General features: G+C 64.6%; 22 protein-coding genes and 1 pseudogene. 13 read left to right on the top strand and 10 right to left on the bottom strand.

Annotation, left to right across the window (positions count from 1 at the left end; translation table 11 throughout):
- Positions 1-5 precede the first annotated feature (5 nt).
- On the bottom strand, positions 6-1022 hold the full coding sequence (locus tag OR16_RS17065) for a fimbrial protein (RefSeq protein WP_100227901.1): 1017 nt from the start codon (positions 1020-1022) through the stop codon (positions 6-8).
- A 385-nt stretch (positions 1023-1407) separates the two neighbouring features.
- Here OR16_RS17065 and OR16_RS17060 point away from each other — a divergent pair, with 385 nt between their 5' ends.
- From OR16_RS17060 to OR16_RS43535, 3 genes are all read left to right on the top strand, one after another.
- Complete coding sequence (locus tag OR16_RS17060) at positions 1408-1611, top strand: SlyX family protein (RefSeq protein ID WP_006159189.1); 204 nt, start codon at positions 1408-1410, stop codon at positions 1609-1611.
- 109 nt (positions 1612-1720) lie between these two features.
- Entirely contained in the window at positions 1721-2317 is a 597-nt protein-coding gene (locus OR16_RS17055; RefSeq protein ID WP_006159188.1) for a DUF1439 domain-containing protein, read from the top strand.
- Positions 2318-2581: 264 nt separating this feature from the next.
- On the top strand, positions 2582-2995 hold the full coding sequence (locus OR16_RS43535; RefSeq protein WP_423739662.1) for a fumarate hydratase: 414 nt from the start codon (positions 2582-2584) through the stop codon (positions 2993-2995).
- A gap of 381 nt (positions 2996-3376) precedes the next feature.
- Here OR16_RS43535 and OR16_RS17045 read toward each other — a convergent pair whose 3' ends face one another.
- Complete coding sequence (locus tag OR16_RS17045) at positions 3377-3994, bottom strand: DUF938 domain-containing protein (protein WP_006159186.1); 618 nt, start codon at positions 3992-3994, stop codon at positions 3377-3379.
- A gap of 269 nt (positions 3995-4263) precedes the next feature.
- Complete coding sequence (locus tag OR16_RS17040) at positions 4264-6255, bottom strand: PhoX family protein (RefSeq protein ID WP_006159185.1); 1992 nt, start codon at positions 6253-6255, stop codon at positions 4264-4266.
- 264 nt (positions 6256-6519) lie between these two features.
- Here OR16_RS17040 and OR16_RS17035 point away from each other — a divergent pair, with 264 nt between their 5' ends.
- Positions 6520-7170 carry an IMPACT family protein gene (locus tag OR16_RS17035; protein WP_006159184.1) on the top strand — a complete coding sequence of 217 codons (651 nt, stop codon included), beginning with the start codon at positions 6520-6522 and terminating at the stop codon, positions 7168-7170.
- Positions 7167-7472 carry a 2Fe-2S iron-sulfur cluster-binding protein gene (locus OR16_RS17030; RefSeq protein WP_006159183.1) on the top strand — a complete coding sequence of 102 codons (306 nt, stop codon included), beginning with the start codon at positions 7167-7169 and terminating at the stop codon, positions 7470-7472. The genes OR16_RS17035 and OR16_RS17030 overlap by 4 nt, the downstream gene beginning before the upstream one ends.
- On the opposite strand, the gene OR16_RS17025 is transcribed toward OR16_RS17030, so the two are convergent.
- The 4 genes from OR16_RS17025 to OR16_RS17010 form a co-directional block, all read right to left on the bottom strand.
- Positions 7469-8632, bottom strand: a complete 1164-nt coding sequence (locus tag OR16_RS17025) for an alpha/beta hydrolase family esterase (RefSeq protein ID WP_006159182.1) — start codon at positions 8630-8632, stop codon at positions 7469-7471. The two genes, OR16_RS17030 and OR16_RS17025, sit on opposite strands and share 4 nt — an antisense overlap.
- Before the next feature lie 175 nt (positions 8633-8807).
- Positions 8808-9566, bottom strand: coding sequence for a sulfite exporter TauE/SafE family protein (locus tag OR16_RS17020; RefSeq protein ID WP_006159181.1), 759 nt, complete (start codon positions 9564-9566; stop codon positions 8808-8810).
- Positions 9567-9573: 7 nt separating this feature from the next.
- The gene (locus OR16_RS17015; protein ID WP_006159180.1) at positions 9574-9933 is read right to left on the bottom strand and encodes an antibiotic biosynthesis monooxygenase family protein; all 360 of its coding nucleotides are present in this window, start codon (positions 9931-9933) and stop codon (positions 9574-9576) included.
- A gap of 23 nt (positions 9934-9956) precedes the next feature.
- Positions 9957-11081 (bottom strand): cytochrome P450, encoded by a 1125-nt coding sequence (locus OR16_RS17010; protein WP_043420029.1) that lies wholly within the window; start codon positions 11079-11081, stop codon positions 9957-9959.
- 174 nt (positions 11082-11255) lie between these two features.
- Here OR16_RS17010 and OR16_RS17005 point away from each other — a divergent pair.
- From OR16_RS17005 to OR16_RS16995, 3 genes and pseudogenes are all read left to right on the top strand, one after another.
- Positions 11256-11636 (top strand): annotated as a pseudogene (locus OR16_RS17005) (DUF692 family multinuclear iron-containing protein); the annotation flags it as partial.
- Positions 11629-12423, top strand: coding sequence for a DNA-binding domain-containing protein (locus OR16_RS17000; protein WP_006159177.1), 795 nt, complete (start codon positions 11629-11631; stop codon positions 12421-12423). The pseudogene OR16_RS17005 and the gene OR16_RS17000, both read left to right, overlap by 8 nt.
- The gene (locus OR16_RS16995) at positions 12420-12914 is read left to right on the top strand and encodes a DoxX family protein (RefSeq protein WP_043420026.1); all 495 of its coding nucleotides are present in this window, start codon (positions 12420-12422) and stop codon (positions 12912-12914) included. The genes OR16_RS17000 and OR16_RS16995 overlap by 4 nt, the downstream gene beginning before the upstream one ends.
- Positions 12915-12978: 64 nt before the next feature.
- On the opposite strand, the gene OR16_RS16990 is transcribed toward OR16_RS16995, so the two are convergent.
- Positions 12979-13383: a MerR family transcriptional regulator gene (locus OR16_RS16990; RefSeq protein WP_006159175.1), complete on the bottom strand. Its 405-nt coding sequence runs from the start codon at positions 13381-13383 to the stop codon at positions 12979-12981.
- 63 nt (positions 13384-13446) lie between these two features.
- Between OR16_RS16990 and OR16_RS16985 the strand changes: the two genes are divergently transcribed.
- The 4 genes from OR16_RS16985 (at position 13447) to OR16_RS16975 (ending at position 15012) form a co-directional block, all read left to right on the top strand.
- Complete coding sequence (locus tag OR16_RS16985) at positions 13447-13797, top strand: mercuric transporter MerT family protein (protein WP_043420025.1); 351 nt, start codon at positions 13447-13449, stop codon at positions 13795-13797.
- Positions 13798-13814: 17 nt separating this feature from the next.
- Positions 13815-14102: a mercury resistance system periplasmic binding protein MerP gene (gene merP, locus OR16_RS16980; RefSeq protein ID WP_006159173.1), complete on the top strand. Its 288-nt coding sequence runs from the start codon at positions 13815-13817 to the stop codon at positions 14100-14102.
- Positions 14102-14323, top strand: a complete 222-nt coding sequence (locus OR16_RS45880) for a GDCCVxC domain-containing (seleno)protein (protein ID WP_006159172.1) — start codon at positions 14102-14104, stop codon at positions 14321-14323. Before merP ends, OR16_RS45880 begins: the two co-directional genes overlap by 1 nt.
- Positions 14324-14418: 95 nt before the next feature.
- The gene (locus OR16_RS16975; RefSeq protein ID WP_006159171.1) at positions 14419-15012 is read left to right on the top strand and encodes a hypothetical protein; all 594 of its coding nucleotides are present in this window, start codon (positions 14419-14421) and stop codon (positions 15010-15012) included.
- 159 nt (positions 15013-15171) lie between these two features.
- Here the strand turns inward: OR16_RS16975 and OR16_RS16970 are convergent, their stop codons facing one another.
- Together OR16_RS16970 and OR16_RS16965 are read right to left on the bottom strand one after the other, a co-directional pair.
- Complete coding sequence (locus OR16_RS16970) at positions 15172-16524, bottom strand: ATP-binding protein (protein ID WP_043420023.1); 1353 nt, start codon at positions 16522-16524, stop codon at positions 15172-15174.
- Positions 16500-17162, bottom strand: coding sequence for a response regulator transcription factor (locus OR16_RS16965; RefSeq protein WP_006159169.1), 663 nt, complete (start codon positions 17160-17162; stop codon positions 16500-16502). The genes OR16_RS16970 and OR16_RS16965 overlap by 25 nt, the downstream gene beginning before the upstream one ends.
- A 241-nt stretch (positions 17163-17403) precedes the next feature.
- On the opposite strand from OR16_RS16965, the gene OR16_RS41365 reads away from it, so the two are divergent.
- The gene (locus OR16_RS41365) at positions 17404-19887 is read left to right on the top strand and encodes a TolC family protein (protein WP_081488799.1); all 2484 of its coding nucleotides are present in this window, start codon (positions 17404-17406) and stop codon (positions 19885-19887) included.
- Positions 19888-19889: the final 2 nt, after the last annotated feature.

The raw sequence follows: 19889 nt of genomic DNA, 5'->3' as shown, positions 1-19889 counted from the left end.
TCTATTTATTGATAGTCGATCAGGACGCTGACAGCGCCCCTGATGGTGCCGACCGTGACAACAGGGCTTGTCTGGACGTAGGAGGCGGAGAGGGGGATCGAAAAGGATCCGCCGGTTGACTGAACATAGTCGGTCACCGCCATGGAACGGTCAAAGGCGATGGGGACGTTCTGCTGATCGGCGAGCCGGATGGCCACGCCGGTGGCGGTTGAACCGCTCAGGGGTGCCAATGTGCCGGGGAAATTCGCGACGGTGCCGGAGACCGGCGTGAACGAATAGCCGACCCGATAGAAACCAGCGGGACAGTTGTTCACGCGAAGCTGGAAAGCCGTTGTGCCGATGGTGGTGCCGACCCCCCTGAACCCGGGCGCCAGCGCCGGAGGCAGCGTGATGGTCTGGTCAGGTGTGCTGCAGGTACCCTTGATCGGCGTAATCGTACCGCGAAGATCGACGGTGGCGAATTGTCCATAATCGCCCGACTTGCAAGGATAGCCGGGCCAGCCGGTATTGGGCACAGGTCGTGAGCATAGGGTGAAATATCCCGGCTGCGCGGTCGACATCAAAGAGCCTTTAATGAAAGTGCGTTCATCGCGCACCAGTTGAATCTCGATCGCGCTGACCTCTGTGACGGAGGGAAGGTTGCCACCGGATACGGCTTGCCCGTTGATCAGGAGGCGGGTGGAGATGCCCGAGACGTTGGTTGTGATGATGGGACCAAGCGCAGGAAAGCTCCCCCCGTTGTACCACAGGGCGACGCTGCCCAACTTGCATGTCGGCGCTCCGCAAGCTTGCCCGGGCGAAATGAAATGACGGGCGAGGATGGTGCCCACGGGCGAGGTCGAGGGCAATGCGATTTGCTGCCCGAATGCGGTGATCGTGGTGGAGGCAGCAGCGGCGCTGACCTGCGTCAGCAACGTGGCAACGAGGCTGGCAATGCGCCAGCCTCGTTGCCCTTGAAAACACCAGCCGATTGCGTTCCTTCGTCGTTTCTTCACGTGGCACTCCCTGGGATTGGATTCCATGCATGATCCACGTGCTTCTAATCATTGGGCCTAGGAAGTTTCCCAAACTTATACAAACCGCTTCATTTTCTTTCCTTTATTTAGCGCAAACCGCTAAAGCGGTTGCATTCTGACAATCTTAATCTCCAGGATGATTCGGACGATCCTCGGGTGCCGCCTTTGGTTCGCCTCGCAACCATGCGCCTCGCCGACGTTGCGCGCGGCCTTGAGCGCCACGGTGCCGCCGTGCCCACGACGAAACCGGTAGCGCTTGCCACCTCGTGGCCAGTCATCCCGCGAGCGGCGGACGGCTTGCCTGGAGCGATATCCGCTACCGGGAGCCCCTCCCGGCCACCCAGCTCACCGGCCCCAAGCCTTACAATTCCCACCCCACCGGAGAATTGCAATGGAATCCCGCCTGACCGAACTCGAAATCAAGGTTGCCTTCCAGGATGACCTTCTCGACACGCTCAACCTCGCCGTGGCCAGGCAACAGCGGCAGATCGACCTGTTGCAAGAGCAGTTGCAGGCGCTCTACCAGCAAATGCGCGCCAGCGGCACCGGCGGCGCCGAAGGCGGCCCGCAGCACGAAATCCCGCCGCACTATTGAGCGTGCGCGGCGGCTGCGCGTCGCCGCGCCATCCGGCACGATTGAACAAAGCCACTGCCGCCACGGTCAGACCGGATAACGCGCAAGACGCCAACCTGGACCCACCCGCATGCCGACATCCCACTCCCGGCGCCAGCCCGCACGGGCCATCCGCGCCAAGACCCTGAAGGCCGTCGCCGTCATCGCCGCGCTTGGCGCCGCCAGCGCCTGGGCCGGCTACAACGTCTGGACCGGCGACTACACCTTCTCCCGCGACGAACTGCAGGCTGCCGTCGACAAACGTTTCCCCGCCACGCTGCGCTACGGCCAGGTGGTCGACGTGCAACTGACGCATCCGCACCTGGTGCTCGACGACGCGAACAATCGCGTGACCACCCGGATGGACGCGCGACTCACCAATACCCTGCTGCCGGCGCCGCCGATCAACGGCACGCTGTCGCTCAGCAGCGGGCTGAAATACGACCCGGCAAAACGCGCCGTGCTGCTCGACAATCCGTCGGTCGAACGGGTTCAGGTAGACGGCATGCCGGCGCAGTACGGCGAGCAATTGAACGCCATCGGCGCCGTGGTGGCCCAGCAGTTGCTGCGCGATTACCCGCTGTACACCTTTACGCCGGACCAATTGCGCGTGGCCGGCAAAGAAGTGGAGCCGGGCGCCATTACCGTGTTGCCCGATGGTATCAAGGTCCAGGTCAATACGCGCTAAACGCAATACGTATTGCATATTCTCATTGAATGCCCGTGCCGTGGACGCACGAGAAACGTTGTATCCGCGCACGCATTCAACCCGAAACCACGCCGCTTAACTTCGCGGCGCGCGAGTAATGCCGCGCTTCCGGTTATACTCCGCGCTCCTACAACTAACGGGTAAATACAAATGGCCGTAGCAAATAAAGTCGCAACCAGCGCAGCAGCAAAGACCAAGCCGGCAGCCGCCAAGAAGGCAGCAGTTCCCGCGAAGAAGGCTAGCGTGCTGGCTCGCGAACTGGCCGCTGCAAAGAAGGGCCTGCTGAAGCTGCGCGCTGAGGCAAAGAAGGCGATCGAAACGGCTAAGCGCGAAATCAAGGTCGCTGCTGAAGCCGCCAAGAAGGCAGTGCTGGCAGAAAAGCAAGCCGCCAAGGAAAAGCTGGCCGCACAAAAGGCCAAGGCCAAGCCGGCTGCGAAGAAGCCGGTGGTGAAGGCCGCAGTGGCAAAGAAGGCCGCAAAGCCGGCCGCCGCCAAGAAGGCAGCACCGAAGGCAGCACCCAAGGCAGCAGCAGCGCCGAAGGCTGCAGCTCCGAAGGCCGCGAAGAAGGCCGTCGTGAAGGCCGCGCGCAAGCCGGCAGCGCCGAAGAAGGCCGTGGCCGTCAAGGTCGAGGCAGAAGCGCCTGTCGCCGCGAAGTAAATCGCGCGAGGGCCAGCGTGGCAGATGGCCCGGACATGCGCGCGGTCATCCGCGCCGTGCTCCGGCCCTCGCCGCGCACCACTCCAGTGCGAACCGGCTGGCGCCCTGCAGGGCCAGCCGGACATCTCCAGCCAGCATTCCCGGTTTTTCAAGCCCCTCTGGCCGATCGGCGTTTCCCGATTAGCGCCGCCTGGCATCACCCGCCATTGCTTCCCGAGACATTCACTAAGACATTGGCTGAGGCTTTCGCCCACTCTTAAGCCAACGCTTAAGCCGGCACGCCGAACGGCCATTCAGCAAGAAACCAAGCCCCCGCTCCGTCATTCCTCAAACCCGCGTTAATCGAATTCCGGCCCGGCATTGCATGCGGCGGGAGACTGCCTATTTGCGGAATACCAGGCTGAAATTGTTGGCCGGCATCGGGATTGGCGCTTCCATGCGAAAACCCTCGGCCTCGCCCAGTGCCACCACGTCTTCCATATTGCGCACGCCCCACTCCGCGTTCGCGCTGCGCAACTGCGCATCAAAGGCGGCATTGCTCGGCGCGGTATGTTCGCCGTTGCGCCGATACGGGCCGTACAGGTAAAGCACGCCACCGGCTGGCAGCAAGCGCCCGGCCCCGGCGAACAGCGCCTCGGCCGCGGACCACGGCGCGATGTGGATCATGTTGATGCAAACGACCGCCTGCGCCGCCTCGATGCCCCAGGGCTGCTGGCGTACGTCCAGCACCAGCGGCGCGAGCACATTGGCCAGCCCGGCATGCTCGGCCCAGCCCGTGATCGACTCGCGCGCAGCGCCGTCCGGGTCGCTCGGCTGCCAGGTCAGTCCCGGCAGCGCGGCGGCGAAATAGGCCGCGTGCTGGCCGGTGCCGCTGGCGATTTCCAGCACCACGCCACGCTGCGGCAAGACCCGCCGCAGCACGGCCAGGATGGCATCGCGGTTGCGGTCGGTGGCCGGCGCCATGCGGCGCGCATCGTGTTGGCCGTCTTGGTTTGGCATGCTATTGCTCCTGTTGGGGTGTGGGTCTGGGCCGCGGGGGCGCATTGGCCCGGCAGCCGCTCATTAGCGCAAGCGTAGCAGGCAAGACGGGGCCCGCGTCTATGTTGCCTCAGCAGGTCCACTCGCCGGTGGGCCGAAACGTTCCCGATACGCGCCAGAGGCGATGCCGATGCGCCTGCCGGTCTCCCTGGCGAACGAAAAAAAAATGGCCCCCGATGACAAGGTCATCGGGGGCCCAACTAAGCGCCGGGGTAACAGCTGTCCCGCGCTTACGCCTTACTGATCTTGACGCTCGTGGTCTCGGCCGTCAGGTAGCCAACCGCGGCGCCAAAGCGATCCTTGTAGTTGGCGCGCACCAGCGGATCCAGCGTGGCCTGGACCTTGGCGTGCAGGCCGCTCCAGTCGCCGGCGTGCTGGAAGTTGTTCATGATGTACGTCCAGCCGTTGAGCTCGTCGACCGCGTGCAGGCCGGTGGATTCCGCGCCGGCCGGGGTCGAGAGCACGCGCGACAGCTTCTTGGTGTCTACGTTGTAGGCCCACAGGAAGTTGTTGACGTGCTGGCCACTGTCCTCGCCGATGAACAGCGTGCGCAGCTTTTCCGAGAACTTGAGGTTGTCCGGGTTGGCGATCCGGTCCGGATCGGCGGTGTTGCCGAGCGCGTCCGCGCCGATGTCCATGCCCACGATCAGCGCCTTGGTGTGCACCGGCACCCATTCGCTGTTGATGGCGGCGCCGCCCAGATCCTTCTGCCCGCCAGCAAGGTTGTGCTGCATCACCCCGCCAGCGTTGAGCGGCGCGGGGATCGTGATGTTGCTCTGTGCGTTCCAGCCCTTGGCGTTGTTGACGACCATCGAGTCGATCATGTTCTGCAGCGCGGAGTAGGCCACCTTGTCCTTGATATTGACGGTGGTGCCTTCCATCTTGGTGAAGCCCATGCTGCCGCCCTTGAGGTAGGCGTAGCGGTGGGTTTCCAGGAAGGCCGCGGCCTTCTCCTTGCCCGGGTAGACCTTGATCCAGTTGACGCTGCCGCCAAGGAAGATCTTGGTGAAGGTGGGGTCCGCGGGGTCGACCGTGCGCACGTCCATGATGTCGGTGGGCAGGTTGGACTTGGCCATGGCCTCGACTTCGGCGCTGGTGGCGTGTCCCAGGTTGACCCACGTCAGCTCGGCGCCGGGGGCGGCCGGGTCGATGGAGAAGCCCGCACCCACCTTGGCCACGTACAGCGTGCCGGCGGACAGGTCCTTTTCCTTGTCGGCCACGAACATGAACAGGCCGCTGTTGGTGGCGTCGTCGCCCATCAGCACGGTGCGGTTGTCCGGCATCACCTGCACCAGCTCGTGCGAGATACGGCCCATGCAGAAGTGCTTCTTGATGCTGGCGGTGCCGTCGGCATTGACCGTGACTTCAGGCATGTGGCCGTAGAAGTACGGGTTGGCCACGACGCTGCCGGTGCCGAGCAGGTTCTTGCTGAACGCCAGGAACTGGGCGTTGGTGCTGGCGGTGAAGGCGTCCGGCTCGTACTCCTCGCTCGACAGGTGGGTGTTCCACGGCGACAGGCTGGCGCCGCAGGTAATCCACAGGCCATTGACCGAGGAAGTATCGACGTTGTGGTACTTGACCAGCGTCAGCTTGCCGGTGGCCGGGTCCTGGTCCAGCGTCAGCACGCCGATCGGGGACGGCAGACGGCCGTAGGCGCTGGCGCCGGCCTGGTCGCGCGTGGTGTACTCGAACTGGACCACGGCGAAGACCGTGTTGCCCTTCACGCCGGCCACCTTGGCGCCGTCGATCTTGAGCAGCGAGGTGCCGTCGGGCGAGTCGGAGTAGAACTGGCGTTCCTTGCCGGCCACCGATTTGTCGATGATCGGCTGGTTGTTGATGTCGAAGTAGCCGCCGGCGAGGATGCTGCCGCCCTTGCCGTCCGGGACCATGTCGCCGGTGACGAAGAAGGGCTGGTAGGCCAGCTTGTAGGTCTGGCTGCTGCCGTCGCTGAACGAGACCTTCAGGCTCGAGCCCACCGTGGTGGTGGCCATCGCGGCCGCGTTGGTCAGCGTGGGCGCGGCCATGCCGGTGAACTCGGCGTTGGTAAACGTAGCGCCGGCGGGCGTGATGGGCGTCGGCGCCGGGCCGGTCGCGGCGACTGCGTCGCCGTCTCCACCGCAACCGACCAGGAAGGCGGTCGCGCCAAGGCCCAGCGGCAGCATGGGGGCGCCGGCCAGGAATTTAAGCGCCTTGCGGCGGGATGCGTCCGGTTTGTCGAGCATTCTTCTTTCCCGTTTCATGATGTGAATGATTGAGCGGCGCGCTGGTGCGCTGCCGTGCCGCGCGCTCGTGGGGACAACCGCGCAGCATTCAGGCCGATACGCATCCTATGAATGATTTGTTACAGCTTGTTGAAACTGACTTACTTTGCAGACATCCAGGAAGCCTCTCGCATATTCCAGGCGGCCGGGGTGGCTGCGGTACACTGGCGCAGGCCCCAATCCGGTGCCCCGATCCCTTTAGCTTTCCGCCCGCCGGTGCCGCCCATGGCGCGCCGTGGCGTGGCCCTACCCGTGCCGACCTACACCCTCGCTGCTCCCGTCCAGTCAGACCTGGAGATCCGCAAGAGCCGCTTCATCGGCTATGCATTGCCCGTGCCCGACCGCGCCGCGGCCATGGCCGAAGTGGCGCGCCTGCGCGCCGACCACACCACCGCCACCCATGTCTGCTGGGCCTTGCTCGCGGGGGGCCAGTCCGGCATGTCGGACGATGGCGAGCCATCCGGCACCGCCGGCCGGCCCATGCTGGAAGTGTTGCGCCACCACGAGCTGGAGGGCGTGCTGGCCGCCGTGGTGCGCTATTACGGCGGCGTGAAGCTGGGCGCCGGCGGGCTGGTGCGTGCCTATACCGACGCGATTGCCGTGGCCCTCAAGGAGGCGCAGCGCATCGAGCGCATCGCCTATGCCGAGCTGGTTGCGCAGGTCGACTACGCCGACGAGGCGCGCGTGCGCCGCTGGATCGAACAGGAAGGCCACGTGCTGGCGCATGCCGAGCACGGCGCGGCCGCCCGGCTGACCATCCGGCTGCCGGCCAGCCTGCTGGCGCCGGCGCGGGCCGCGCTGCGCGACACCACGCACGGCCGCGCCCGCTTTCCCGAAGCGGACGAGGGCGGGGATGAGCGAGAGGCGCAATCATGAGCAACGACACCACCATAGCCCCGGCGGCCTTTGTCGCGCGCCTGGAGCCGCAGGGCAGCACCTTCCCCGCCCTGCCCACGCAAACGCTGCTTGAAGCCGCGTTGCAGGCCGGCGTGGCATTCCCCAGCTCCTGCCGCAACGGCACCTGCCGCACCTGCCTGTGCCGGCTGTCTGCCGGGCGGATCGGCTACCGCATCGAGTGGCCGGGCGTGAGCTATGACGAGCGCGACGAGGGATTCATCCTGCCGTGCGTGGCATATCCCGAGAGCGACGTGGTGATAGAAGCGCCGCAGGTGCGCTAACCCATCATCGCCGTGATGGGCTTCATGGCCTTCATGGCCTTCATGACCATCAGGCAGCCACCTTGCGCCCCCGCCCTGGCGTGGCGCGCTGGTGTGCTTCCAGGCACTGCATGAAAAACCGCCACGCGATACGCAAGGCATCGGGACCGGACGGATCGGCGAAGGCCTGGCTGGACGGGCCGCCGCTCCACGCATGCCCGAGCCCTTCGATGCGCACCAGCTGGATACAAGGTTCGCCCCCGCTCGACCACGCAAAGAGGCTGTAGGGGCGGCGCTGCCCGCGCTGGACCCGGCGCGGCTTGGCCGGCAACGGGGGGCCGTGGCGGCAATTGCTGCCACAGCGCGGCGCAGGCCAACGCGTTGTCGAAGTGCACCACGCGATCGGCGTCGCCGTGCAGCAGCAACAAGTGCGGCGGGCGGCGCCCCGCCAGTTGAAAGCGCGCGGCATCCACATCCGGCAGGCCTTTGCCATGCATGACGCGCGCGGCCTGCGCGGCGTTGGAGGCGCTGAGCGGCACGGCACCGGAATGCGAGCCGACCGCGGCGAAGCGGTCCGGGTAACGCAGCCCCAGGATCACCGCCATGGCCCCGCCCGCCGACAAGCCGAGCGCAAAGACGCGTTCGCGCCGGATGGGATGGTGCTGGCAGACATGGTCGACGATAGCCATCAACAGGCTTGCCTCGGCCACCACGCGCGCCGCGGAGCGGAACCAGTTCCAGCATCGCTGGGCATTGGCTTGCGGCGATTGCTCCGGCATCAGCACCATGCAGCCCACGGCGCGCGCCAGCGTGGCCGCGCGGGTGCACGCCGCGAAGCTGGCGGTATCCTGGCCGCAGCCATGCAGCAACACCAGCAAGGACGCGGGGCGCGATGCGCTCACGCCGGGCGGGATAAACAGCCGGTAGCGGCGCTGCACCAGCGGCCCCAGCCCCCAGTTGCCTTCTTCCCAGCGTCCGCCACCGCGGCTGACCGGCGTTGGCGCCGGTGAGGCAACGCCGGTCAGCACGCGCTGCGCCGCCTTGCTCATCGCCTCGCCCTGCTTGAGCGCCGAGCGGATCGCGGACTTGGTGACCGTGCGCTGCGCGCGACGGACATGACGGGTGGCAATCTGGCTCAACGTGTTCCAGAGCTTGGCGCCACTGCCTTTGCGTCGTGTCATCGGCGATATGCCATGGCCGGCATCTCCAGCACGGGTGCGGGAAAGCGCTGCCTTCGGCGCGCATCGGGCGTGGATGCGTTGTGCTTCGCTACAGCGCAGCGGCCAGTATGCCGCGCGCAAGCATGCTCTGTCAGCCCTATTCCGTGCAAACCACGCCACGTGGGCGCATTCCCGGTCAGAAGAATCCGCGCAGCGCCAATTCGGCCCCGAGCAGCAGCAGCCCGCAAAAGAACAACTTGCGAAAGCGCGCCGCACTGATGCGATGGCGCAACCACTGGCCGATGAACATGCCGGCCAGCGCCGGCACCAGCGCCAGCAGCGATGCCCCCAGCACCGGCGTATGCAGCAACGCGCCATGCATCGCCAGGCTCACGGCGAGCGCCATGGTGGACACCGTGAACGACAAACCCAACGCCTGCACCAGCGTCTCCCGGTCCAGGCCCAGCCCCTGGATATAAGGCACCGCCGGAATCACGAACACCCCCGTGACCGCCGTGATCGCGCCAGTGACCACGCCGACCAGCGGCGCCAGCCACCGCTCGGCCGCCCGCGGCACCTTGGGGTGGAACGCCAGCAGCCCCAGCGCCGAGTACAGCACCAGCGCCACGCCCAGCCATGCGGTGGCGTGCACCATCAGGCTGGGCGGCAGCAGCGCGGCGGCCAGCCACGTGCCCGCGCAGATCGCGGCCAGCAAGGGCCACATCCGCCGCACCAGTTCGCCAAGCCGTGGCCCGGTGTAGAGCTGCACGACATTGGTGACCATCGATGGCGCGACCAGCAGCGCCGCAGCCTGCGCCGGCGGCATCGCCAGCCCCAGCAGCCCCACCGCCACGGTAGGCAACCCAAGCCCCACCACGCCCTTGACCAGGCCGGCAAGCAAGAAGGTAAAGCCGATCAGCGCGGTCTGCCCGTCGTTCAGGAAAGCCGACTCCATGGCCCGCTCACCGCGCCGCGATGGGTGCATGCACCGCGCGGCTGTCCGCCGGCGCCTGGTCGCGCTCCTCAAGGCCGTAGTCGCGCAACACGTGCGCCACGCGCAGCCGATACCCCGCGAACACGCCGCCACGCCCGGCCGTCTGCGCCAGCCTGTGCTCCTCGGTATTGCGCCAAGCCATGACCGCGGCTTCGTCGCGAAAGAACGACAGCGACAGCAGCTTGCCCGGATTGGTCAGGCTCTGGAAGCGCTCCACCGAGATAAAGCCGTCGATGGCCTCCAGCGTGGGCCGCAGTTGCGCGGCGATTTGCAGGTATGTGTCCTTGCGGCCCTCGGCGGGCTCGACTTCGAAGATGACTGCGATCATGGGGATGTCCTGCCTTTATCGTTTCACAGAAAATGGGGAATACGCACGTTGACCGAGGGCCGATAGCGGAACGCGCGCGCCAGCGCCGCCGGATCCGCGCCACGGGCCAGCAGCGCGGCCACCACGCCCTGCGCGACCGCCGATGCCAAGGCATCGCCGGGGCACGCATGATGGCCGCGCCCGAAGGTCCAGTGCGCCGGCATCGCCGCCACGCGCTGTTCGAGCGAAGCGGCCGCCAGCACGACCAGCACCGCATCGCCGGCCCGCAAGTCCGCACCGCACAAGCGCGCGCCGGCGGCCAGGAAGCGCCGGGTGTTCTGCACCGGCGGATCCTCCCGCAGCACGCGCGCGGCCACGCAGTCCAGCGCCGGCAGCTCGCGCTCACGGCGCGTATCCCGCCCGAGGCACAGCAGCATGTTGCCGACCAGCCCGGCGGTAGCCTCGCACGCCTGGATCAGCAGGCCGATCGCATTGGTGACGATGATCTCCTGCGCCACGCCCGCCGCAAGCGCGTCCCGCACCAGCTCGTCCAGCGGCGACGCGGATGACAGGCTCGTGCGCATCCAGGCCTGAAGCCATGTGGCGGCCTCGCTTGCTCCGGCAATCTCCAGCGCTGTCGCCAGCGGCGACATGGCCCGCGCGAAGGCCGCCACCTGGCCCGCTACGCCTGGTTTGCCGGCTACCGCCAATCCAAGCGCATCGGCCACCGCCAGCACCGGCAAGGTGAACATCCAGTGGTTCACGGCGGCACCGGGCCGGGCGGCGTCGAACGGCAGATCGCGCGCCAGCGCCAATACCCGCGCGCCCATGCCGGCAAGCGCCAGGCACGCCATGCGTTTGCGCAGCACGCCCTTGAGCGGCGCATGCCACTCGCCATCATTCATGCGGATCAAGCCGCCGAACAGCGCGCCCGCCGGGCTGCCCGCGAGCGCTGGCGGCACGGCTTGCGCGGGTGGCCGCACGCGGCAAGCGGGATGGCTCAGCACCGCCAGCACTTCGGCAGCGCCGGCGGCAACCCATAACCCGAGCGCTTCGTCGCGATAGAACGGGCGCTGCGCGGCAAGGCTGCGATAGTACGGCGCCGGATCGGGGTGCGTGACGGCGCGAAGCGGATCGGACGGCAGCGGCATGGAGGTCGGCAGGGGCATGGGGAGGAAGATCGGGAGCACACAATCAGTATGCCGCCCGCGCGCCGCTCGACGTTTCATGGCGAGGTGAAATGTGGAATGCGGGTCCAGGCAGCAAAGCCGGAGCATGCCATGCCCGCCACACGCCCGCGCCCGCGCCTAGGGGGCCGGCCTTTTGGCCTCTGAAAACATTGCGAGGTAGCGCGGCGCACAGGGTGCGGCATCTTGTGCGACGTCAACAATGTCTACGTCAGCGCCAGCAATCACGGCTGGGATGCTCTGGCCTATCTGGATGCACTGCCGCCGGCGGCGATTGGCGAGCTCCATCTGGCCGGCCATAGCGTGCGGCAACTCGAGCATGGGCAGGTCCTTCGCATCGACGACCACGGCTCACGCGTCGCACCCCCGGTATGGGCCCTATATGAGCACGCGCTCAAGCGCTTTGGCCCAGTTCCCACGCTCATTGAATGGGACACCGACATTCCGGCGCTGGAAGTCCTGATGGGAGAGGCCGCAATTGCCGAAGCCGCGCTGGAGAAAACGCAAAATGAGAGCATGTGCTCCAACATTGCTTGAGTTGCAATGCGCCGTGCGCCGGGACATGCTTGGGCTCGCGGATGGCGATTCATCCGCATATGTGGTGCCCGATAGCCTACCCCCACGGGCCCGGCTGGGCATCTACCGGAACACGGCAACCGGTGCGCTGCTGACAGCATTGCGCTTGTCGTATCCGGCCATTCGGTCCCTGGTCGGGCCCGAATTCTTCGTAGGGGCAGCAAGACGGTTCATCGAGCATTGTCCGCCGCCGAGCGCGTGGCTAGATGCCTATGGCGCGACGTTTCCGGACTTCTTGGCACGGATGCCGGAATCCGCGTCACTTGCCTACCTACCAGATGCTGCCCGGTTCGAATGGGCTGTCAATGTCGTGCTGCACGCACCAGATGCGAAGCCGCTTGACCTGGGTCGTCTTGCGGAACTGGAGCCGGCCGAACTGGGGCACATACGTTTCGCACCGCACCCTGCAGTGCAGTTGATTCAGTCGGCCTTCCCGGTGGACGCAATCTGGCGCGCGGTGTTGACACGCGACGACAGCGCCCTGGCGGCCATCAATCTGGCCGAGGGACCGGTATGGCTGTGCGTTCGCCGAACCACGTCCGCTGTGGCTATCGACCGGTTAGCCGAGGGTCAATGGCACTTCACGGCGGCATTGCTTGCGGGATGCCCCTTGCATGCGGCTCTTGACCAAGCAACTGACGCCGCGGCTCACGTCTGGCTCGCCACCTTGCTCGCATCGGGGTACTTCACGGAGGCCAACCTAGAGGGCCAAGTGTCCAACCTACCATCCGGGGATCCTGCCACATGAAACGCGAATCTCAATCCATCCTTCCACGCTCGCCCCTGGCCGTCCGCATAATGCGCGCCGTCGGATGGCTGGAACGAGTACCTCACACAGTCCTTGCACTCCCGCTACGGCTCGCGGTCGCCACGGTCTTCTGGAACTCGGCGATGGCAAAGCTGGCCAACTGGGATACCGCGCTTGAACTGTTCAGGGAAGACTACAAGCTGCCGCTGCTGCCGCCGGAGACTGCGGCGTATTTGTCGGTATCAATCGAGCTCATTGCGCCGATTCTGCTTGTACTGGGATTGGCGACCCGGCCTGTGGCGTTGGTCCTGCTCGGTATGACGGCAGTCATTGAGGTGTTCGTCTATCCGCTGGCATGGCCCACCCACATCCAGTGGGCGGCGATGCTATTGGTGTTGCTGTGCCGGGGCGGCGGCAAATGGTCGTTGGATTATTTGTTTTATGGCCGATTCGGCGGCACGCAAGGGGGCGCCTCGCGCGGCGGAGGCTGATCCTTGACCAGAGCGCCTCGAATAGCATCTCCCCATGCCTCACGGGACCTCAGGACGCCACACGTCATCGGCTGGAATTGCACAGGGAGTCAATCAAGGGGCACGAGACCTCGTCACTGTTGGCACGGCACTGCCCTACTAGATTCCTCAGCTCCGCTCGCAGCGCCCGCAAGTCCTTCAATCGCTCTTCCACGGCCTGGAGTTTATGCTCGGCGAGCGTGCGGGCTGTTCCACATGTGCTTCCGTCGTTGAGCTGCAGCAGCGCGCGGACTTCATCCAGGGTGAAGCCGAGCGCCTGCGCCCGGCGAATGAAATGGAGGCGCTGCAGGCTCTGCCGCGAATATTGGCGAACAGCGCCATTTGTGCGTTGCGGCACTGGCAGCAACCCGCACCTGTGGTAGTAGCGCACCGTCTCCACGCCAACGTTTGCCGCCTTGGCCAACTGCCCGATTGTTAGTGTCGACTCCATCACTTGACTCCGTACTTAAGTACGCACCTAGACTACTTGTAAGCAGGTCGAAAAGGAAGTGTGATGGCAACTCGATGGATGACTCCTGGCGCACTGGTGGCCGGCGCAGGAGCTGCAATTGGCGCGTCAGCCTGTTGCGCCGGGCCGCTGCTGCTGGTCATGTCGGGGCTAGGTGGCGCGTGGGGTACTCGACTGGGCGCCCTGGAGCCCTTTCAGCCATTCTTCATGGCCGGCTCGCTCGCGTTCTTCGCGTTCGCCTTCTATCGCCTCTACCGCAAGCCTGAAGCTTGCAACCCAGGGAAGGTCTGCGTGGTTCCAACCGTGCGACGACGCCAACGGGTCTTGTTCTGGACCGTCGCGCTCGGAGCCGCTGCGCTGATGGCGTTCCCGCTGTATGCACCACTGTTCTATTGAGGTATTGAGGTATTCCCATGCGCAGATATCTAATCCTATTGCTCGTGGCGGCCATCGCCTCTGCGGCGGCCTTCGCCGCCGGGTTGCGCACGATAACGCTTGACGTGGAGAAGATGTACTGCGCGGCTTGCCCGCTTACGGTTCGCGTGGCGCTTGAGAAGGTGCCAGGCGTGGACTCCGCCAAGGTCGACTACAAGACCAAGCGTGCCGTGGTGGTGTTCGACCCTGCCAAGACGTCCCCGCAGGCGTTGACAGCAGCCACAGCGAATGCCGGCTATCCATCGGCCGTCAGGCAGGGGCAATGATGGCCACCGTCGAACTGCTGTCGATCATTACCTGCCCCATGTGCGGGCACGCGAAGGCAGAGACTATGCCAACCGACGCTTGCCAGTGGTTCTACGAGTGCGAGCAATGCAATGCGGTGCTCAGGCCCAAGGCCGGAGACTGCTGCGTTTTCTGCTCGTATGGCACCAATAAGTGTCCCCCAATACAACGGCCATCGGGCTCGTGCTGCTTGCGTGGCTAACATCGGAATATAAAAACATACGCGCCACACTGGATGACCGGTCGCCCAAGGTCCTGTCGTCAGTTCACGCCCGGACCCATGGAAGTTTGACGTCCATGGCAGCCCATGCGGCCAGCGAAAGCCGGATGTTGGACTTTGAAACACATGCGGCCTTCTTTTCGAAGGAGACGCAGCAGAAGTCGCCACTAGACCCACAGGTGTTTGTCGCGGCCCAAGGCGCACCAGCGGCCGTTGGCCCCCAAGGTATCAAGCGCAGCGCCGGCTTGCGCAATGCGCTGATTGCTGACGCACCGGCCTTGCCAGTCATGAGCGCATCGGGACAGGCTCTCGATATGTCCCTCGGCGCTTGGCTTAGCGCCAAGGGGCAGGTCATTCTGACGCCGCAGCCCAATGGGCGGGAAAAAGTCACCGTGGTACTGTCTGGTCTGAAGCCACACGGCCGCTACAGCCTGTTCGAGAATCACTTTGACCAAAAGCCAGTTGGTTTCACGCCGCTGGATGGCAATGGCACGGACAACAATGTTGTGGCCAATGCCGAAGGCAAGGCGGTCTTGACGACGGTGTCACCGACGACAATCACCCACAACAACGCCGTTCTTGTCGTCTACCACTCAGATGGCAAGACCCACGGGAAAATGCGGGGTGAGATTGGTATCGACGTGCATCATCAACTGATTGCACGGCCGTAAAACCAACGCTTAAATGTACACCTTGTGTGTCATGTCACTTCGGACGCGGAGGCATGGCACCTTGTGTAGCGACAAGCGCTAACCCGTGTCAAAACGCGGCAAAGAGGACCTTCATTTCCCCAAGTCCGGCGAGCTTGAACGTGCAGGTGGAGGGCCTCGCTATGCGTCCACTACTTCTTGAGCGTAGACAAAACGAAGCCCCGTTTTTCCCCTCGACGCGATGGTATGCAAACTGACCTTGCCTCCAAGTCGCGCCGCAGCGCTTCGCACAATGGTCAGCCCAAGCCCACTCCCCGGCTGCCCCGACCCGACAACCCGATAGAACGCGTCAAACACGCGGGGAAGCTCCTCGTGGGGGATGCCCGGCCCAGAGTCCTCCACTTCAAACACGGCAGCGTTGCCCTCTCGATACAGTCGTACATCAACCTTGCCGCCAGGCGGGGTGTACAGGACCGCATTGTCGATGGCATTGCGAACCAGCGCGCGAAAGTCCTCTTGACCCCCTTGAATCGTCAGGGACTCACCCACATCCAAACCAAGGTCAATATCCTTGGAATCCGCGAATGGAAATATCTCCCCAAGAACGTCGATAACCACAACCTTCGCGTCGATGTCGTGACTGACCGTTGGCGGGCCTGCCTCGCGCTCGGCCAACATCAACAATTGTTCGACTAGGGAGCGCATGCGTGAGATGCTCTTCCCCAGAGGCGCGAGGCGAGCCAGGACCGCATCGCTGGTGCCCTCCACAGTCATCGCGTTCTCGAGCTGCAGCGTCATCGCAGTCACCGGCGAGCGCAGTTCGTGCGCCGCATCGGCGACGAACTGGCGTTGCTGCGAAATTGCCGACTGCAGCCGCCCAAGCAGCCGGTTTGTCGAACTGACAAACGGCAGGATTTCCGACGGCGCCCCCTCCGCGACAAGTGGCGCCAAATCCGTGTCTCCCCTCCTGTCGACCTCGGCAGAGAGCTGCTGCACTTTCCGTAGCAGAATTCGGATAAGAATTCCGGCCAGGATTATCAGGACAGGTATCACGGCCAGCAGCGGAATCAGAGTGCGCAGTGCACTGTCACGCGCAATCTCGTCTCGCGCCGACGTTCGCTGCGCGACGGCCAGGCCGTATTCCGCACTCATCGGCCTGATGTAGATGCGCCACGATTCCCCGTGCGAATCAATAGTGTGCAGACCATCGGATAGTTCGCCCGGCAGGGTCAGCGTCAGGTCTGGTGTGACCAATCGGGTGGCTAGCTTGGATACCTTGAGCACCCAGATGCGCATCCCGGGCTCATCGGCCTGCTTAAACCCTCCTTGTGAAGACAGAACCTTGGCATCGCCCGGTGAGACTAGCCAGGCTATCTCCCTCAGTTCGTCGTCCTGCAGGTCGCGCGCCTCCTCAAAGGCGAACCAGAACGACGCCGCCGCTGCCACGAGTCCAATGACCAGAATCGTGCCGCAGATGGAGACGGACAACATCCATAGAAGTGACCGGTTCACTCCGCCTTTGGCACCATCCATCCCACCCCCCTGATATTCTTGATGACACCCGCGTCAAGTTTCTTCCTGACCCCGTGGAGAAGGAACTCGACGGCATTGCTTTCGACCTCCTCGTTCCAACCGTAGATGCGCTCTTCGAGCTCATTGCGGGAGAGGATGACTCCGGGGCGGAGCAGGAATTCACGCAAGAGCGCAAATTCGCGAGCCGATAGCTGACGTTGGATTCCCTGGTACCAGACCTCGTGACTCGCCTGGTCCAGCGCGAGCGCGCCGTTTCGAAGGACTGAGGAAACCTCTTGGCCTTGCCGCCGCGTGAGTGCGCGGAGTCGGGCCAGCAACTCCCCGACATGAAACGGCTTCACCAGATAGTCGTCCGCGCCGAGGTCCAGGCCAGCAATGCGGTCTTCCACCGCGCTGCGCGCCGTGATAACGAGGACCGGCACGGCATTTCCGTTCCTGCGTGCCTCGCGTAGCACCTCGAGGCCATCCTTTCCGGGAAGCCCCAAGTCCAGCAGAACCACCTCGTAGCGCTGGGTGCGTAGCGCCGTAGCGGCCTGGCGGCCATCCGTTGTCCAGTCCACGGCATAGCCCGCGTCCCGGAGAGTCTGGCAAATGGCCTCCCCGATAAGGGGGTCATCTTCAACCAGTAGCGTTCGCATCCGCTTCCTATTTCAGTTGCTTGTCCCTGCATGCCCGTGCGCAGCGTGTCAGTGAAGACTTAGCGGAGACTTAGCGACGATTGCCGCATAAGTCACTTCGACTTGAATCTGCTAAGTCCCCGCTAATTTTCGCTGCCTATCCTCGCCCCTGTTTGTTGCCAAACACTATCCCCAGACCAACAGCCGTTCACCCCATGTGGGTCTGAACTGGTCTGCGGAAATCGACTAGAGGAGCCGAGGAATGCATGCCGAAAATGCCACGCTGACGGCAAGACCGGGCTTGACGCCCTGGATTCTAGCCTCGTCTCGGGCATGGCTCCTCCCTGTCTGCTGCGCGACCCTGTCAGCCTGCGCGTTCGACCACTATGACGCACGCCCAATCTCTGCCAGCTCGATTGCCGACACGATTAACGAGCGTTCTCTGGCCTCGGCGGACTTGCGCGACTTCATTGCGCGGCATGCCATGCGCGCAAGCTCAGACTGGCCACCACCCCGCTGGAACCTGGATACCCTAACGCTGGCGGCCTTCTACTTCAACGCGGACCTGGACATCGCGCGTGCCAGACTGGCGACCACCGAAGCCAGCATACAGACCGCGGCGCAGCGCCCGAATCCGTCGCTGCAGTTGCCATCTCAACACACCCTGAATCCCCGGGGCGGAGACTCGCCATGGACACTCGGTATTGCGCTGGACATCCCGATTCAGACTGCCGGCAAGCGCGGCTACCGCATCGACCAGGCTACCCATTTCGCCAGTGCGGCGCGCCTGGACGTCGCCAATATTGCCTGGAGCGTGCGAAGCCAGCTACGGACTCAGCTATTGAATCTCTGGTTTGCAAATTCGCGGACGAAGCTCCTTAAACAGCAGTTGGCGCTGGACCAACGTCTGAATGCGATGCTGGAGAAGCGGGTCCGCCTCGGCGACGCCTCCGCATGGGAGCTGAATCAGCAGCGTCTGGCTCTCATCCAGGCTCAGGCGGATTTGCTGAATGCGCAGCGGCAGGCGTCAGCCGCCACAGTCCAAGTGGCCAATGTCCTCGGGCTACGGCCGGGCGTGCTCGATGGCCTGGATATCGACCTTGCGGATTTCGAAAAGCCATACGCATCGGTTCCGGTCCCGGAAATCCGGCTGCAGGCCTTGCTGAACCGGGCCGATGTGCGGTCTGGGCTAGCGCAATATGAAGCCAGTCAAGCCGCGTTGCAGCTGGAAGTAGCCAAGCAATATCCAGACATACATCTTGGCCCGGGCTATACCTTTGACCAGGGCCTGCGCAAGCTTGGCTTCGACTTTACCAATCTCATGCTGCCAATTTTCAATCGCAATGAGGGGCCCATCGCGGAGGCGCGGGCTCGGCGACTGGAGGCAGAGGCCCAGGTAAAACGGCTTGAATCCCAGGCAATGGGTGAAATCGATGGTGCCGTCGCAGCCTATCAAGCCACGCATGGCATCGTGACACGGAATGAAGAGCAGGTCCGTTTGCAAGGCATCCAGCTCCTCGGGGCACAACGTTCCTTCGAAGCAGGCCAGACCGACCGGATGGCGTTGGCAAGACGCCGAACTCCAAATGCAGCAGGCCATCGGTCGGCTGGAAGATGCCATCGAGCGTCCACTCTCCGAGCGCGATGCGAGCGCCAATCCGAACGACTGGGTCCAATGACCATGATCAGAAACACGATACTCAAGGGCATCCTGCTCTTGTCGCCAGCACTTCTGGCCGCGCTTGTGCTGGGCGGCTTCCTGCTGAGCAAGGGCGAGCAGGACAAGGAAGCGCAACGCGAGGCGCCGGTCCCGAGCGCGGTGCGCATCACGATGACGAATGGCTTCACCACGCTGATGGTCGACGCAGCGATGCAAGCGCGCAGCGGCTTCCAGGTTGATGCGCTGGCACCGCCTGCTAGCGCGACGAGCGGCCCGGCCGCCTATGGCATCGTTCTCGACTTGCAACCCCTGGTGGAAATGGCAAGCCGCCATGCCGCCGGCCTTGCAGACCTGAACGCCGCCCAGGCTGCGCTTGACGCGTCGCGCGCTGACTATGATCGGCTCCAGACCCTCAATGCGGATGCAGGCAATGTATCGCTCAAGACTGTGGAGGCAGCGCACGCGGCACTTGCCGCCGCGAGGGCAAGATGCAATGCGGCGCGCGCGGGGATCGCTGCGCTTGCCAGCGCGGCTAGGCAGCAGTTCGGGCCAGCCCTGTCGGCCTGGGCTTCGACGCCCGAGTCCGCGGAGCTGGCCCCGTTGGTGGCGCGCCGCGAAGTGTTGCTGCGCGTCGTCCTGCCGGCCGGACTATCCGCTGCGGCCCCCACGCGCTTGAAAGTGACGACGGATGGGTTCCCCGCATTCGACGCTCGCCTGATTTCGCCTTCGCCCCAGGTCGACCCCGGCATCCTGGGACAAGCCTACTTCTATCGCGCCATGGCCCCCCTTGCTACCGGCACGCGCGTCACCGCCCACGTTGCTATTGCGCCGGGACCAGACAGCGGCCTGCTGGTGCCCGCCGGCGCCATCGTCTGGTACGGCGGTCAACCCTGGGCCTATGTCCAGTCCGATAACACACACTTCCAGCGCCGGCCGGTCGACCCGCGCGCGCCCCAAGATGGAGACTTTGTCGTCACCGAAGGATTCAAGCCCGCCGAACGGGTCGTGGTGCGGGGCGCACAGCTATTGCTTTCCGAAGAATCCCGAGCGCAGCTGGCCAGCCAGCAAGGCAACGACGCACGCTGACC

Source organism: Cupriavidus basilensis OR16, assembly GCF_000243095.1.
GTDB lineage: Bacteria > Pseudomonadota > Gammaproteobacteria > Burkholderiales > Burkholderiaceae > Cupriavidus > Cupriavidus basilensis_D.
This window is presented reverse-complemented; position numbering and strand designations above follow the sequence as displayed.